Origin of the sequence: Acinetobacter sp. YH12097, from assembly GCF_013419225.1 — a bacterium.
Classification (GTDB): Bacteria; Pseudomonadota; Gammaproteobacteria; order Pseudomonadales; family Moraxellaceae; genus Acinetobacter; species Acinetobacter amyesii.
The window spans coordinates 1-15,597 of record NZ_VPAN01000009.1; the positions used below are offsets into that span (position 1 = coordinate 1).

Genomic DNA, 15,597 nt, shown 5'->3' on the forward strand with positions numbered 1-15,597 from the left:
ACTGAGGATCAGAAAGCTTGTTTGAATCGATGTATTTCATCCGCAGATTATGCACGAATGCTAAGAAATCCGGAGTGCAAATATTAACCAAAAAGAAGATCGTTTTTTGATTTATGAAAGAGATCTATTGAATAAGTTAATAAAATTAGGTTTGTGGTAAGGTCAATTCTTTGTATGATAGATTCTATGTGTAGGCTTCTTCATTCTGAAATTATATCGCTGAACAATTTTTTGATAACAGCATTAGGCAACAAGGCTCTAATAAATAAAATGTCCTAAGCAGCAGTACAAATAAAGAAATATATAAATGGGAGTAACTCTAAATTCCTAAAATTATCTGATATGGTTTAAATCCTTCGATCACTGCTTCAGAAATCAATTGGATAAAAGCTTCAGTTTTGTCATAAGCCATCCACTGATCCAAAGCTTCATAGTAAGCCACGCGATTTTTCAACTGTAATAACGCAAGGTGGATATCCAGATTTCAGCAACTTAAGGTTCATCAATAGACGTGATGTGCGTCTATTACCATCAATAAAAAATCCAGGTGTACTTTAGCTGCACGTTCAATAGGATGACGCTGATGCGCTTCCGACTTGTACCAACCGACTAGTTGAGCCATTTTGTCATTCAACAATGTATAGTCAGGTGGGGTAGTGGTAGCACCTGAAATCAATATATTTCGTTGGTGGTAATGACCTACATTGCCATCATCAATATTTTTTAGAATGCTGAATTTTTACGGTATTTTTTGCGGTACAATGATGTGGGTTGGGTTTAAATATTTATAATAAACAATTAGTTAAATTGTATTTACGGTGCGCGCTGAGCGCACCATTTTTTAGTTTTGATTGTTGAACTAAATTTTGCGAATCAATAGCTTTTATTATTACTACTTTTCTATTCAACCCGATCAATCTCAAAGCCCAATATTGCTTTAGCCATCATTGATGTATCTTTTTCTATATATAAAATTCAAAATATTTCTCAGTTCTTTTTATTCTAAGTTCAAAGTCATACAAAACATCTAAATTGAAAGCTTATAAAGAGTGAAAATAGAAAGTTCACTGTATTTATATCTGCATCTAAATGAAAAGAATCTATTGAAAACACGATTATAAAAGTCATGCACCAAAATAGTGGAGCTTGGAAACTTAATAGAACATTTATCCTTTTGTACTGGCTAAATAAAATAGGCAAATGATTGATAAAATATATTAAGATATTGAAAAATAAATAATAATTAGAGTTGGCATGATGTGTGCAACACAGTATTCAAACTTGGATACAAGAATGAGCACATCAATGAACTCAATAAAAACTTTAGGCTGGACCTTAGCGGAATGGAAAGCGGCCTACACGAATAACACAATTCAACTTGAAGACTTATATGCCTTGGTCGAGCAATTTGATCGCGTAGACCCAGCATGGATTTCCATTGCATCTATAGAGCAATTAACTTCTCAGATTAAAGCTTTAAAACAAATTGAAAATGCTACGGCCTTACCTTTATTTGGTGTGCCTATTGCAGTGAAAGATAATATTGATGTGGTGGGCTTTGCATCGACGGCTGCGTTTAAATTATTTACGGACATTAAAACTGAAGATGCCTCTGTGGTGCAGCGCTTAAAACAAGCAGGTGCCATCATTGTAGGTAAAACCAATTTAGATCAATTCGCTACTGGTTTAGTCGGTACGCGTTCGCCATTTGGTGCCGTGCCGAATACTGTTAATCCTGACTATGTAAGCGGTGGTTCAAGCTCTGGTTCAGGCAGTGTAGTAGCACGTGGTTTAGTCCCGATTGCACTCGGTACAGATACTGCAGGTTCAGGACGAATCCCTGCAGCTTTCAATAATATTGTCGGTTTAAAGCCGACCAAAGGTCGCTTTTCAAATACAGGCTTATTGCCTGCCTGTAAGAGCTTAGATTGTATTTCAATTTTTGCCTTAACCGTCGCTGATGCAACTGCAGTGGCAGAAGTTATGGAAGGTTTTGATGTAACCGACAGCTATTCACGTGTGAACCCAGCAACAGCGCCTGCAAAGTTCAGCGCACAATTAAAGTTAGCCATTCCAAAACAGTTAGAATTTTTTGGCGATGCTCAATCTGCTGATGCATTTCAGCAAGCACTAACTGAATTAAAAAACTTAGGTGCAGTACTAACTGAAATTGATTTCAGTCCTTTTGCAAAATTGGCTGCACAACTGTATCAAGGGTCATGGGTAGCAGAGCGTACGGCAGCCGTAGCTGAAATTTTAGACAGCCATGCAGATGACTTTGATCCAACAGTTTTAGAAATTATTCAAAAAGGGCAGCAGTACACTGCGGTGGATGCTTATAACGCCGAATATTTAAAGCAAGAATTGGCTCGAGACATTCAGCAAATCTTAGCGCAATTTGATGCCTTAGTGGTGCCAAGTTCGCCAACCATTCACACACTGGCAGAAATGGCTGAAGCGCCAATTGAAAATAATAGCCAATTTGGCACCTATACCAACTTTACCAATTTAGCTGATCTGAGTGCCATTGCTGTACCTGCAGGCTTTCGCGCCGACGGGCTGCCTTTTGGAATTACTTTAATTGCACCGGCTTGGCACGATACGGCTTTAGCAAACTTTGCCGAAAAATGGCAAAACCATCTGAAATTACCACTTGGTGCAGTAGGCAAAACATTGCCTGAAGTAGCTTCAGTCATGTCTGCACCATCCGCACAACATTTTCGAGTTGCAGTCGTAGGCGCACATCTCACAGGCATGCCACTCAATTTCCAACTGACAACACGCCAAGCCGTGCATGTTGAAACCACAACCACTTCTGCCGATTACGCCCTCTATGCACTGCCGGGCACAGTACCTCCGAAACCAGGTTTAGCGCGTCAGGAAGCGGGTCAAAAAATTATTGTCGAGCTTTGGGATATTCCAAAAGCACGCTTTGGTGAATTTGTCGCCGAAATTCCAACACCACTGGGTATGGGCAATATCGAGCTTGCCGATGGACGTTGGGTGAAAGGCTTTATTTGTGAACCTTATGGCCTAAACGGTGCAAAAAATATCAGTGAATTTGGCGGCTGGCGCGCCTATATCCAATCACTGCAAGCAACAACAGCAAAATCAAATTAAAAAAATCGGGGAAATAATCATGTTTAAAACAGTTTTAATTGCAAACCGTGGTGAAATTGCTGTTCGTGCGATTCGTACTCTAAAAAAATTAGGTGTGAAATCTGTTGCCGTGTATTCAGAGACCGACCGTTATGCACAGCATGTCTTAGATGCAGATGTGGCAGTTTCTCTTGAAGGTATTAAACCTGCAGAGACTTATTTAAGTATTGAAAAATTGATTCAAGCAGCCAAACAAACTGGTGCTGAAGCAATATTTCCCGGTTATGGTTTCTTATCTGAAAGTGCCGACTTTGCCCGTGCATGTGAGGAAAATAATATTGCTTTTATGGGGCCAACGGCTGAACAAATTTTAGAGTTTGGTTTGAAGCATCGTGCACGTGAATTGGCTGCGGCCGCCAATGTACCCATGACACCAGGCACAGGTTTATTGGCAAGTTTGGATGAAGCACTCGCATCTGCTGCAGAGATTGGCTATCCAATCATGCTGAAAAGCACCGCAGGTGGTGGCGGAATTGGTTTAACCCGCTGTGATGATGAACAATCATTAAAAGATGCGTATGAAAGTGTAAAGCGTCTAGGCGAGCAATTCTTTAAGGATGCAGGTGTTTTCCTCGAACGTTTTGTCGATAAAGCCCGTCACGTAGAAGTACAAATTTTTGGTGATGGTTTAGGTCAAGTCGTTGCCTTTGGGGAGCGCGATTGTTCATTGCAGCGCCGTAACCAAAAAGTCGTTGAGGAAACACCTGCACCGCACTTACCAGAAGCAACCCGTCAAAAATTGCACCGTGCTGCTGTAGAGCTTGGTCAATTGGTGAAATACCGCAGCGCAGGTACGGTTGAGTTTATCTATGATGCTGCCCGTGATGAAGTGTATTTCCTTGAAGTGAATACCCGTTTGCAGGTTGAACACCCAGTCACTGAAATGGTGACGGGCTTAGACCTGATTGAATGCATGCTGAAAGTGGCGGCAGGTGATGCTTTAGATTGGGAAAAACTCAGCAATATTCAGCCCAATGGCGCTGCCATTGAAGTGCGAATTTATGCGGAAGATCCAGTGAAAAACTTCCAGCCAAGTCCGGGTGTGTTGATGGATGTGTATTTCCCTGAAGATATTCGTGTGGATACTTGGGTGTCTACAGGGACTGAAATTTCACAATATTTTGACCCGATGATTGCCAAAATTATTGTGCATGCTGCAGACCGAGACAGTGCGATTGCTAAGTTAAAAATAGCCTTGGCGGAAACCCGCTTGAATGGCATCAGCACCAACTTAGACTATGCACATACCGTAGTATCAGATGCACGCTTTGAAAATATGCAAATCTGGACACGTCTACTGGATGATTTTAAATACGTGCCAAATGTAATTGAAGTGCTGCAACCGGGCACGCAAAGTTCGATTCAAGACTATCCGGGGCGTGTAGGCTATTGGGATATCGGCGTACCGCCATCAGGCCCGATGGATGATTATGCATTTCAGTTGGCCAATCAAATTGTCGGTAATCCAAAATCGGCAGCAGGTTTTGAGTTTACCTTACAAGGACCAAGCCTGAAATTTCATGCCGATAGCATTGTAGCCATTGCAGGTGCGCCATGTAGCGCGACTCTAGATGGTGTGAATGTCGATTTTTGGCAACCGATCAGCATCAAAGCAGGGCAAACATTAGTACTTGGACAAGTTGAGTCGGGTTGCCGTACGTATCTTGCAATCCGCAACGGACTAAATGTACCTGAATATCTAGGCAGCCGCTCAACCTTTGCATTGGGTAATTTTGGCGGTCATGCAGGGCGAGTGCTGCGTGCAGGTGACATGATTAAAATGGTCAATCCAAGCTTGCCTTTAGATGGATTGGAAATTGCAACAGCAGCACCGCAAGCTGTAGCTGCAGAACGTATTCCAAGCTATGGCAAAGAATGGAAAATTGGTGTGCTCTATGGCCCGCATGGCGCACCAGATTTCTTTAAACCTGAATATATTGAAGAATTTTTTGCTTCAACATGGAATGTGCACTTTAACTCAAACCGTTTAGGTATTCGCCTAACAGGCCCGACACCATGCTGGGCACGTGAAAATGGCGGTGAAGCAGGTTTGCATCCATCCAATGTGCATGACTGTGAATATGCTATTGGGGCGATTAACTTCACTGGTGATTTCCCTGTGATTTTGGCTAAAGATGGCCCAAGCCTCGGTGGCTTTGTTTGCCCAGTGACGATTGCCAAAGCAGAACTTTGGAAGATCGGTCAACTGAAGGCAGATGACAGCATCAGTTTCTATCCAATGAGTGTGGAACAGGCCAATGCCTTAGAAGTTCAGCAAATTGTAGATATTCAAAACTTTGCTCAAGCACCTGAAAACTCAGAGGTGGCAATTTTTGAATGTAAGCCTGAAGGGATATTGGCAGTACGTGAAGCAGATACGCATGCACCTAAAGCGGTGTATCGTCAGGCAGGTGACAGTTACATCTTGCTGGAATATGGCGAAAACGTTCTCGACCTTGCATTGCGCTTACGCGTCTATCGTTTGATGCAACTCATTCGTGAGGCGAAGATTGATGGCATCTTAGAGCTTTCACCAGGTGTGCGTTCACTGCAAATTAAATATGATGGATTGCGTTTTAGCCAAGCGAATTTGATCCAGTTTTTATTGGGTCTCGAAAATGAGATGGGAGATTTGAGCCAAATCAAGATTCCATCCCGTATTATTCACTTGCCGATGGCATTTGAGGACTCGGCCACTTTAGGTGCTGTGGAACGTTATCAAGAAAGTGTCTGTGCCAAAGCGCCTTGGTTGCCAAATAACGTCGATTTCATTCAGCGCATTAATGGCTTAGACAGTCGTGAGCAAGTCAAAGACATTCTTTTTGATGCAAATTACTTAATTTTAGGTTTGGGCGATGTGTATTTAACTGCACCTTGTGCAGTGCCAATTGATCCGCGTCATCGTTTGCTCAGCTCGAAATATAACCCTGCACGTACTTTTACTGCAGAAGGCACAGTGGGTATTGGCGGTATGTACATGTGTATCTATGGCATGGACTCACCAGGCGGTTATCAATTGATTGGCCGTACACTGCCTATTTGGAATAAGTTTAAAAAGAACAAACAGTTTGGCGATCAGCAATGGTTCTTACGCTTCTTTGATCAAATTAAATATTATGAAGTAACCGAAGCTGAACTGGATCAATTCCGTGCTGACTTTGCCAATGGTGTGGCGGAAATCAAAATTGAAGAAACTGAATTTGATTTTGCAGCCTATCAAGCCTTTTTGGAAACAGAGAAGGACAGTATTGCCGAATTTAAAGCACAGCAGCAGCAGGCATTTACAACTGAAGTTGAACGCTGGAAAGATGAGTTCGATGCACCTGCGGAAATGGAAATCCTGCAAGATGATACCGACTATAGCCAGTATGCAGCTTTAAATGCATCGATGACCGGCAACATTTGGAAAATTTTTGTCGAAGCTGGACAGTCTGTGAAGAAAGGTGAGACTGTAGCCATTATTGAAGCGATGAAAATGGAGCTTCCAGTCTATGCCGATGATGATGGTATCGTGAAAGCGATTATCTGCCGTGCAGGACAAACGGTACATAGCGGTGAACCGCTGGTTTATATGGAATAAACATGACCACAACCACCATTGTTGGGAAAAGCTCAGACAACTTGTCTGAGCTGGTTTTCCAAAAAATAAAAAACGATATTTTTGATTTCCAGCTCAAACCGGGCGCACGTTTTACCGAATCTGAAATTGCCGAATTATATGAAGTAAGCCGTACACCCGTACGGCAGGCTTTATACCGTTTACAGCAAGATGGCTATGTCCGAGTGCATTTTCGTAGCGGTTGGGAAGTGAAGCCGCTGAACTTTAGGGCTTATGAAGAATTGTATGATTTACGGATTTTGCTGGAATGCTATGCCATTGAGCAGCTCTGCAAAATGGAATCAGAACAACTCAAGCAGGCTTTACAGACATTGGTGAATTTGTGGTGTATTCCGCCTGAACAGTTTTTGCATGATTTAAAAACTTTATCGATGCAAGATGAAGCATATCACTGCCAATTGGTTGAAGCAATCGGCAATAGTGAAATGGCAAAGGTACATCGGGATGTAAGTGAAAAAATCCGTATTATTCGCCGTTTAGATTTTTCTAAAGATTATCGAATTGAAGCCACTTATGCAGAGCATCAACAGATTTTACAATTGATCCTTGGACATAACGTGACAGCGGCATTGGAGAAAATGCGCAGCCATATTCAGCAAAGTAAAGAAGAGGTGAAAAAAATTACTTTGGAAATGTTGGCGCGAATGGCATAGAAGTATTTGCAAAAGATCTACCTCATGGAAAGTCTTGGAAAATATGCATTTTACGAGTCAATCTGTGTCGTTCGAGTAGCGCTTAGAGCTACAAATATCTGTATTCATTGGTTAATATGATGGAGAAAAATAAAAAAGACCACCAAGGGGAGATTCTTTATTTCAACTTTAGAAAACGCGATTTCTTTGGCGACTGAACGCCATTTCGGACAAGTCGATAAAGCGGGACAAGCCTATATTCAACATCCACTTCGTGTGATGCAAAATGTGCAGCATCTTGATGCTAAAATCGTCGCTGTATTACATGACATTTTAGAAGATACTGCGACAACGACGGATGAGCTTAGTGCTATGGGTTTTCAAGCGCATATTATTGACGCGATACTGGCACTGACTAAAACAGCAGGTGAGAACCGATTTCAAGCTGCGCAGCGTACCGCTAAAAATGCAATTGCTTGTGAAGTAAAACTCAGTGATTTGTATGACAATATGGATTTATCTCGCCTAACAACGGTCACAGCAAAAGATCGACGTCGTTATCATCAATATTTAAAAGTTAAACGTAGATTAGAGCGTGCTCGGAGCGTCCATTTACATCTGATCGATTTAAATCTAACAACAGATTATCCGAGATTGCAATTTCAAAGTTCACAGCAAAATTTTCAATATCTGCTCAATGCGATGTTTGATCTTCAGCATTCATTAGGTGGCATTCAGATTGGAAGTCCACAGGAGTGGTGGATCTTATTTGAAGATGTCAGCGCATATTTTGCATATTGCCAAAGAAAGGGAGTGGTTCCTAACCAAGCAACGTTCTTCGATTTAATTTTAAACACAGATCGGGACTATTTCGGTGGCATCTTTCAATCTGAACAAGATCGGCAATTATTTTTCTCTATGTTTAACGTCTTTATGCAAAATCATTTTTATCGCGTGGAAACTGAAGGCTGATTAGATAGATTGCATCAGCAATAGAATAAAATCACCTTTGATTGATGAATTTTATCTAGATAATTAGATGCTGAGTGTCATTTAAGAATATCTCGAAATGCTTGATTTCGAGACGTTTAAAGTGATTCCATCCATTGACATCTCCAATGAAACATGTGGCCATGCTTGCTGAGCCTTATGCCTCAATCCTACATGGCATCATGGTGGCTGCAGGGTTTATCATTCCAACTTTGGTGTTGATGTGGTTGTATAAACGAAGTGAACGCCTGAGCCAAGCGACATAAAAAAAGCCCTCACATTTGAGGGCTTTTTTTTATTTTACTTCAGGTAAATCAAACCAAATCACTTGAGCATCTTCAAGCGCTTCAATTTGGCTATCTTCTAAGAACGCAATTGCACCACCAGCTTCAACTTTATGTTCAGCAATTTGCACTGAACCTGAAATAACATGGATATAGTTGATATGCTGCGTTGCATGGATATCTAAAGATTGACCTTTCGTCAAAAATGCAGATTTAACTTCCGCTTGCTGGCGAATATGCATAGCTGCATTGTCATTTGGACCGACAATTAAATGCCATTGATTGGGTTGATCGCGTGGATCACATTTAATTTGTTGATAGGTCGGTTCAGCATCACGTTCATTTGGAACGATCCAAATTTGTAGTAAATGTACATCTTCATCACCTTGGTTCATTTCGCTATGACGCACACCTGTACCTGCGCTCATCAGCTGCCATTCACCCGCAGAAATGCCACCATGGTTGCCCATGCTGTCTTTATGCGTAATGGTACCTTTTAACACACAAGTTAAAATTTCCATGTTGTCATGTGGGTGTTGACCGAAACCTTCATGTGCTGCAATTAAGTCATCATTAATTACACGAAGCGCACTAACGCCCATGTATTTCGGGTCATACCAGTTACCAAAAGAGAAGCTGTGTTTAGACTCAAGCCAGCCCATTTTTACGTGACCACGGTTTTCACTTGGATGTAAAAAAGCATTCATGGCATTCATCCTTATCTTAATTATTGAACATGTGCCTATTTTAAGATTGAACTAAATCGGGATATATAGTTTTTTAGCGACAATTCATCCTATTTTTGCAACGATCATTCATGATTGAGTCTTTTGTTATGCATGAATGCACAGCTATAAAAAAAGCCTGCACGAAGCAGGCTTTTTTAAATGTGACTAAAATTATTCTAAGAATTTAACAGTCACACCAGATTTCACTTTCTTACCTAAGTCATTTGCATCCCAGTTGGTCAAACGAATACAACCGTGTGACGCAGTTTTAGAGATAGCAGATGGGTTCGGTGTACCGTGAATACCGAATGATTTTTTGCTCAAGCCAATCCAGATATTACCAACAGGACCATTTGGACCAGGTGGTAATGAAAGTGGTTTTTTGTTGTTGCCTTGAACAAAGTTAGACGGTGAGTAGCTGTACCAAGGGTTTGGTGCAACACCTGTGACTTTGTAAGTACCTGTAGGCGATGGAGTATCAGAACTACCAATCGTTGCAGGGAATGAACCGATCATTTGGTTGCGGCTATTAAACAAGTAAAGTTGTTTCGCGCCTTTATGTGCAACGATCAGGTGAATATCTTCAGGAACTTCGTTACGAATATTCGCTACTAAGATTTTTTCACCAGCTTTTTTAAATGTCGCTTTGGGATTCAACTTTTTCAAAAAGTCTTCATCCATGTGGAATTTTTCACCCAACATTTCAGTCACACGTGTGTAGTACAAGCCTTTCATTTTTGCTTGTAATGCATAGTCGTGTGGAATCGATGCTGCATAAGGACCTTTCAAGTCTGCGTCAGTCAACGTGTATTCAATAAATGCAGGTTTAGAACCTTGTTTCGCAATCAGCGCATCCCAAGTTTCTTTGGTTAAAGTCCCTGTAGGTTTCAAGCTATTCATTTGTTGGAATGAAGCGATCGCCTTTAAGGTATTTTTACCACTAGTACCATCAATTGCACCTGGTGAAGCATGTGCATTATTGAGCATGACATGCGCACGTGCATAAACAGGGAATTGACCTTTACCGATATTGTCATACCACTGTGCATTATTTAGGTCATTTAAACCCCAAGCAACTTTGGCAGCAGGCGAAGTTGATGTTGGAGTTGTAGCAGTCGATGTAGCAGGTGCAGCACCGATGTCGGCTTTAACATCTTCTGATTGTTGCAAGCTGTCTAAAGTTTGCGATGCTTGGTTCAGATCTTCTTGTTCTTGAGCGCTAATCTGGCTAGTTGCAGATGAAGCTTCAGTCGCTAACGGATCAATGGGATCCTGAACTGCAACATTAGTCACTTTTTTTGGCGTTAATGGTTGTTCAGCAGTAGATGCGGCAATAGCTGTACCAGCAAATATGCAACTTAGGCTCAGTGCGAGCATGGTGCGAACGAACATGTAATTCAACCTTAAGAATTATTCATTTACTGTGTATTAAAAACTGGCTAAGTATTACAGAAAAAAAGTGGAGATGCAGTAGTTGTTTTGTGTAAATATCATTTTTGGCACTCAACATGATCGGTTTTTAAATGTTTGAGAAGTTATTATATTTACAACCTTTTTGATATGATGATGCCAATATCGAATTAAGTTGGGAAAGTGAATGACGACCTTAAAAAATGATCGTTTCTTGCGTGCCTTATTACGTGAACCGGTAGATGCAACTCCGGTTTGGATGATGCGTCAGGCTGGCCGTTATTTACCAGAGTATCGTGAAACACGTGCACAAGCGGGTGATTTCCTATCCCTTTGTAAAAATACAGAATTTGCTTGTGAAGTTACTTTACAACCTTTGCGTCGTTATGACTTAGACGCAGCCATTTTATTTTCAGACATTTTGACTGTACCTGATGCGTTGGGTTTGGGACTGTATTTTGAAGCAGGTGAAGGTCCGAAGTTTCATAAAACTGTACGTACCGAACAAGATGTACTGAATTTACCTAAGTTTAATGTAAAATCTGACTTAGATTATGTCATGAATGCTGTGACTACGATTCGTTCAGCATTGGGCGGACAAGTTCCTTTGATTGGCTTCTCAGGCAGTCCTTGGACATTGGCAACCTATATGGTGGAAGGCAGTTCAAGCAAAGATTTTCGTTTTACGAAACAAATGATGTATGCACAACCTGAAGTACTGCATGCTTTATTAGACCGTTTGGCTGTGGCGGTGACTGAATATCTCAATGCGCAGATTGATGCAGGTGCCCAAGCTGTACAAATCTTTGATAGTTGGGGTGGGGCATTAGCACACCGTGAATACATTGAATTTTCACTAAACTACATGCAAAAAATCGTGGCAGGATTACAGCGTGAAAAAGATGGACGCAAAGTTCCTGTGATTTTGTTTACCAAAGGTGGTGGTCAATGGTTAGAGCCAATGATTGCAACGGGTGCAGATGCCTTTGGTTTAGATTGGACTACGCCATTAAATGTGGCGCGTCAAACAGTCGCAGGCCGTGCAGCATTACAAGGCAACTTAGATCCAGCAACATTATATGGTTCGCCTGAAGCGATTGCGAAAGCGACGCGTGCCATGTTAGATGATGCATATGCCAACGGTGAAAAAACCGGTTATGTGGCGAACTTAGGTCATGGTATTACTCAGTGGGTAGATCCAGCCAATCCAAAAGCCTTTATTGATACGGTACACGAATATAGTGCCAAGTATTTATAAGGCTTCAAGGAAATAGGTTTAGGATTCAACTGTGGTCAAGATGATAAAATCATGTTTTGAGTTCTCTTATAAGGCAGCTTCGGCTGCCTTATTTGGGATATTACTGCTGATCGCTTTTGCATTAACTGCAGTAATGGGAAGTCTGGAATATTTTGGCTTTTTCCGTTATGACTATTTATTGTTTTATGCACTGATTATTCAAGTGTGTTTACTCTACCTGAAACTCGAGTCTTGGGCGGAAGCCAAAGTCATAGCACTGTTTCATATCCTTGCAATGGGGATGGAAATATTTCTCACCCATCCACACATTGCCTCATGGCAATATCCGCAGCCTGCGGTTTTCAAACTGCTGACCGTGCCATTATTTGCAGGTTTCATGTATTCGGCGGTGGGGAGTTTCTTTGCACGTTCGTTACGTCTATATCAGGTGTCGTTCAGTAACTTACCGCGTTTTGGCAATATGCTGTGCTTAGCCGTTTTGTCATATCTTAATTTTATGACCAAATTTTTTGTACCAGATATTCGTATGCTTTTGTTTGCTTGGAGTGTGGTGATCTTTTGGAAAACCAAGCTGAGTTTTCAATTACAAAATCATGTGATTCAGTTGCCCATGTTACCAGTATTGTTGATTTTGGCATTCTTGATTTGGATCGCAGAAAATATCAGTACCTTCTATCAAATTTGGTTATATCCAAGTCAGGTCGATGCATGGCATATGGTCGGTTGGGGGAAACTCGGTTCTTGGTATTTGTTGCTATTACTCAGTCTGGTTTTAGTACTCAAAATCCTTGGAAAACGTGATGAAAATGGTACTTGGTTGCTCAAAAAATAGTGAAAAAGAACGTATTATTTTTAGCCAAAAGTTTTAGATGAAAATGTTTTGCCTTATCTGAAAGATCAAGTTAATCTACAGGTGTGTAATCAAAATTACACATGTTTTAATAATTAAAAACAATGGAATAAAATTCCCTGGAGAAGTGCCATGTTAAAAAAATTAGCTTTAGTTGCAGTCGTTGCACTAGGTTCTACAGCTGCTTTTGCTGACCGTGACGTAGGTTGTGGTGTTGGTTCTCAAGTTTGGGCTGGTCAATCAGGTAAAATTCCTAAAATTTTAGCTGCGACTACCAACGGTATTTTTACTAACCAGTTACTTGGTATTACTTTTGGTACTTTAGGTTGTAGCGGTACTGGTACAGTGACTGCTCAAGCGGTAACATTTACCAATGAAAATGCTGAATCACTTGCTCGTGATATGGCGGTTGGTCAAGGTGAGAGCCTGAATGTTTTGGCTGAGCTTTTAAACATCCAATCAACAGATAAAGCACGTTTCTTTGCTGTGTCTAAAGCAAATTTTGCTGAAATCTATTCAGCTGAAAACCAGTCTTCTCTACAAGTACTTGCTTCATTACAAAGCGTAATGGCGAAAGATGAAGTACTTAAAGCATACGTTTAATCGATGCTTTCAAAACCCTGTCTCTCGGCAGGGTTTTTTATTATCTAAAATATATAAAAATGGATTTGAATATAACTGAATGAAATCAATTGCTTTATTTTGTACCTTTATGATTCCGAGCATCTTATATGCTCAGCAAGTTGTAGATCGAAACCTCTCTAAAACTGTAGAGGTGCAGCGATATATTGAACTTGCACAATCAAAAAAACTGTCTGAACACATCAGTTGGCAACGACTTTTATATACAGATCATAAAGGACAAAGTGAAGTTGCCTATACAGGTTATTTTTTAGCTGAAAATGGCCGCCAAAGTGCTCAAGCTGAATTAGAGGCAGATGTCGCTGCACTGTTTCAACCCGCCGAACCTAATCAAGCCTTTCGTTGTCGTTTCCCTGCGCGTAGTCAGTGGCTGATGCAAGAATTATCCATCCGTTCAGAGCAGTTACCAGTGGTGAGTTGCCCTGAGTTTGATGAATGGTTTGGGAAAATTAAGCCGTATAAAGCGACATTAATTTACGCCACAGACTTTATGGGTAATCCAAGTTCTATGTTTGGACATACCTTATTGCGTCTCGATCCGAAAGATCAAAAAGAGCTAAATTTGGTGTCCTATGCCATTAACTATGCAGCGACAGTTGCAGGTGAAGATAACTGGTCTTATGCATGGAAAGGCTTAACAGGACAGTATCCTGGTGAATATTCCTTGATGCCGTACTACCGAAAGGTGAAAGAATATGGTGATTTTGAAAGTCGTGATTTGTGGGAATATGAGCTAGCACTAACCGAGCAAGAAACCAGTTATTTGGTTAAACATATTTGGGAAATGCAAAATGTCAGTTTTCCCTATTATTTCGCCAGTGATAACTGTGCCTATCGATTATTGGGCTTAATGGATTTGGTTCGCCCCACACTGAATTTAACCCAGAAATTTAAAGTAGCTTCCATTCCCGTTGAGACGATCAAAGCGATCAATGATGAACAACTGATTCAAGCAGCGGTTTATCGTCCTGCATTAGAAACGCAGCTTTTGTCACAAGCGCAGCAACATGGATATCGTTTAGCACGTGAAGCGCATAAGCTCGCTGAAATTGAACCTGCGATGATGTCGACAGCACTCGCTCAGTTTAATGAAGCAGAGCAAGCGAAAATATTAGAAATGGCGTATGACCATCTGTATTTATTGCTGATTGGTCGAAAAGTGAGTGCGGAAGAAACGCAGCCTAAATTGCGTCAAATCTTGGCCTTACGTAGCCAATCTTCACAACCCAAACAACGGACTGAACCTAAGCAGCCAAGTCTAGATCCAGTCAATGGACATCATGCGCGAAATTTTTCAGCCGCAGTAGGTGAAGTTCAAGGTGAAAAATATATCGAACTCGGGCATCGTCAGGCATATCATGACTTGATCGATCCGCAAGGTGGCTTTCGGATTGGTACGCAGTTGATGTTTTGGGATGGCTCGATCCAATATCGAGACGACCAACTCAAACTCAATCATTTTGATTTTTTATCGGTCAATTCTTACAACCCGATCACGCCATTTAAAACACCGATAACATGGGGTTTTAATTTTGGCTGGCAGCAAGTGTCAGTAGATGCAGGTCAATTTAGCGAAACGAAACAACATGGTGTAGCTGAATTAAAAGCTCAATCCGGCTATAGCTGGGCCAATCAGGAACGCACACATTTGTGTTATGTGCAGTCTCAAATGCAGGTGCAGGGCGGCAAGTCACTAGATGATGGATGGCGAGTGGGCCTTGGGCCGACATTGGGTTGCCAAAATATTTGGTCGGAAAAATTCAATAGTTTGGTTCAGGCAGAGCTTCCGTATTGGGAAGACACACATCAATGGAATCTGAAACTCGATGCTGAATTACAATATATCGTCAACCAACAAAATGCTTTAAGACTAGGCTATGAATACCAGCAGCAAGATGATCAAGATTGGAATAAATTGAAATTGAGTTATGTATTTTTCTATTAATTTTTAAGATAGATAAAATATGAAATATCAAATAAATTTGTTTTTTTATGTAAGTAAAGCAAGGTATGATTGCTAGCTTT

General features: G+C 41.0%; 10 protein-coding genes and 2 pseudogenes. 9 read left to right on the forward strand and 3 right to left on the reverse strand.

The genetic code is table 11. The annotated features are described in order from the left end of the window. Positions 1 to 319: 319 nt before the first annotated feature. Positions 320 to 730, reverse strand: a pseudogene (locus FTU37_RS05860) (Fic family protein); the annotation flags it as partial. A 575-nt stretch (positions 731 to 1,305) separates the two neighbouring features. Between FTU37_RS05860 and atzF the strand changes: the two are divergent. The 5 genes and pseudogenes from atzF to FTU37_RS05885 all read left to right on the forward strand — a co-directional run bounded on the left by atzF (position 1,306) and on the right by FTU37_RS05885 (position 8,666). Further along, entirely contained in the window at positions 1,306 to 3,120 is a 1,815-nt protein-coding gene (gene atzF, locus FTU37_RS05865; protein ID WP_180124008.1) for an allophanate hydrolase, read from the forward strand. Positions 3,121 to 3,139: 19 nt separating this feature from the next. After that, positions 3,140 to 6,739 carry an urea carboxylase gene (uca, locus tag FTU37_RS05870; protein ID WP_180123976.1) on the forward strand — a complete coding sequence of 1,200 codons (3,600 nt, stop codon included), beginning with the start codon at positions 3,140 to 3,142 and terminating at the stop codon, positions 6,737 to 6,739. A gap of 2 nt (positions 6,740 to 6,741) precedes the next feature. Continuing rightward, on the forward strand, positions 6,742 to 7,431 hold the full coding sequence (locus FTU37_RS05875; RefSeq protein ID WP_180026403.1) for a GntR family transcriptional regulator: 690 nt from the start codon (positions 6,742 to 6,744) through the stop codon (positions 7,429 to 7,431). A 159-nt stretch (positions 7,432 to 7,590) separates the two neighbouring features. Further along, positions 7,591 to 7,992: pseudogene (locus FTU37_RS16675) on the forward strand (guanosine-3',5'-bis(diphosphate) 3'-pyrophosphohydrolase); the annotation flags it as partial. A gap of 536 nt (positions 7,993 to 8,528) precedes the next feature. Then, a complete protein-coding gene (locus FTU37_RS05885; protein ID WP_168379152.1) occupies positions 8,529 to 8,666 on the forward strand; it encodes a hypothetical protein in 138 nt (45 codons plus the stop codon). Between the two features lie 29 nt (positions 8,667 to 8,695). Here the strand turns inward: FTU37_RS05885 and FTU37_RS05890 are convergent, their stop codons facing one another. Next, positions 8,696 to 9,391 (reverse strand): pirin-like bicupin family protein, encoded by a 696-nt coding sequence (locus FTU37_RS05890; protein WP_168379153.1) that lies wholly within the window; start codon positions 9,389 to 9,391, stop codon positions 8,696 to 8,698. Positions 9,392 to 9,583: 192 nt separating this feature from the next. Continuing rightward, entirely contained in the window at positions 9,584 to 10,804 is a 1,221-nt protein-coding gene (locus FTU37_RS05895) for a L,D-transpeptidase (RefSeq protein ID WP_180048626.1), read from the reverse strand. A gap of 205 nt (positions 10,805 to 11,009) precedes the next feature. Between FTU37_RS05895 and hemE the strand changes: the two genes are divergently transcribed. The 4 genes from hemE to FTU37_RS05915 all read left to right on the forward strand — a co-directional run bounded on the left by hemE (position 11,010) and on the right by FTU37_RS05915 (position 15,517). Next, the gene (gene hemE / locus FTU37_RS05900) at positions 11,010 to 12,080 is read left to right on the forward strand and encodes a uroporphyrinogen decarboxylase (RefSeq protein WP_180123977.1); all 1,071 of its coding nucleotides are present in this window, start codon (positions 11,010 to 11,012) and stop codon (positions 12,078 to 12,080) included. A 40-nt stretch (positions 12,081 to 12,120) separates the two neighbouring features. Continuing rightward, entirely contained in the window at positions 12,121 to 12,912 is a 792-nt protein-coding gene (locus tag FTU37_RS05905; protein ID WP_180124010.1) for a DUF817 domain-containing protein, read from the forward strand. Between the two features lie 150 nt (positions 12,913 to 13,062). Beyond that, on the forward strand, positions 13,063 to 13,533 hold the full coding sequence (locus FTU37_RS05910) for a DUF3015 family protein (RefSeq protein WP_078190276.1): 471 nt from the start codon (positions 13,063 to 13,065) through the stop codon (positions 13,531 to 13,533). A 79-nt stretch (positions 13,534 to 13,612) separates the two neighbouring features. After that, positions 13,613 to 15,517 (forward strand): DUF4105 domain-containing protein, encoded by a 1,905-nt coding sequence (locus tag FTU37_RS05915; RefSeq protein WP_180123978.1) that lies wholly within the window; start codon positions 13,613 to 13,615, stop codon positions 15,515 to 15,517. Positions 15,518 to 15,597: the final 80 nt, after the last annotated feature.

Bases quoted from the DNA above. Each gene is read 5' to 3' on its own strand.
- FTU37_RS05875 (WP_180026403.1), top strand. From the start codon at position 6,742: ATGACCACAACCACCATTGTTGGGAAAAGCTCAGACAACTTGTCTGAG.
- FTU37_RS05915 (WP_180123978.1), top strand. From the start codon at position 13,613: ATGAAATCAATTGCTTTATTTTGTACCTTTATGATTCCGAGCATCTTA.
- FTU37_RS05890 (WP_168379153.1), bottom strand. From the start codon at position 9,391: ATGAATGCTTTTTTACATCCAAGTGAAAACCGTGGTCACGTAAAAATG.
- uca (WP_180123976.1), top strand. From the start codon at position 3,140: ATGTTTAAAACAGTTTTAATTGCAAACCGTGGTGAAATTGCTGTTCGT.
- hemE (WP_180123977.1), top strand. From the start codon at position 11,010: ATGACGACCTTAAAAAATGATCGTTTCTTGCGTGCCTTATTACGTGAA.
- FTU37_RS05905 (WP_180124010.1), top strand. From the start codon at position 12,121: ATGATAAAATCATGTTTTGAGTTCTCTTATAAGGCAGCTTCGGCTGCC.
- FTU37_RS05895 (WP_180048626.1), bottom strand. From the start codon at position 10,804: ATGTTCGTTCGCACCATGCTCGCACTGAGCCTAAGTTGCATATTTGCT.
- FTU37_RS05885 (WP_168379152.1), top strand. From the start codon at position 8,529: ATGAAACATGTGGCCATGCTTGCTGAGCCTTATGCCTCAATCCTACAT.
- atzF (WP_180124008.1), top strand. From the start codon at position 1,306: ATGAACTCAATAAAAACTTTAGGCTGGACCTTAGCGGAATGGAAAGCG.
- FTU37_RS05910 (WP_078190276.1), top strand. From the start codon at position 13,063: ATGTTAAAAAAATTAGCTTTAGTTGCAGTCGTTGCACTAGGTTCTACA.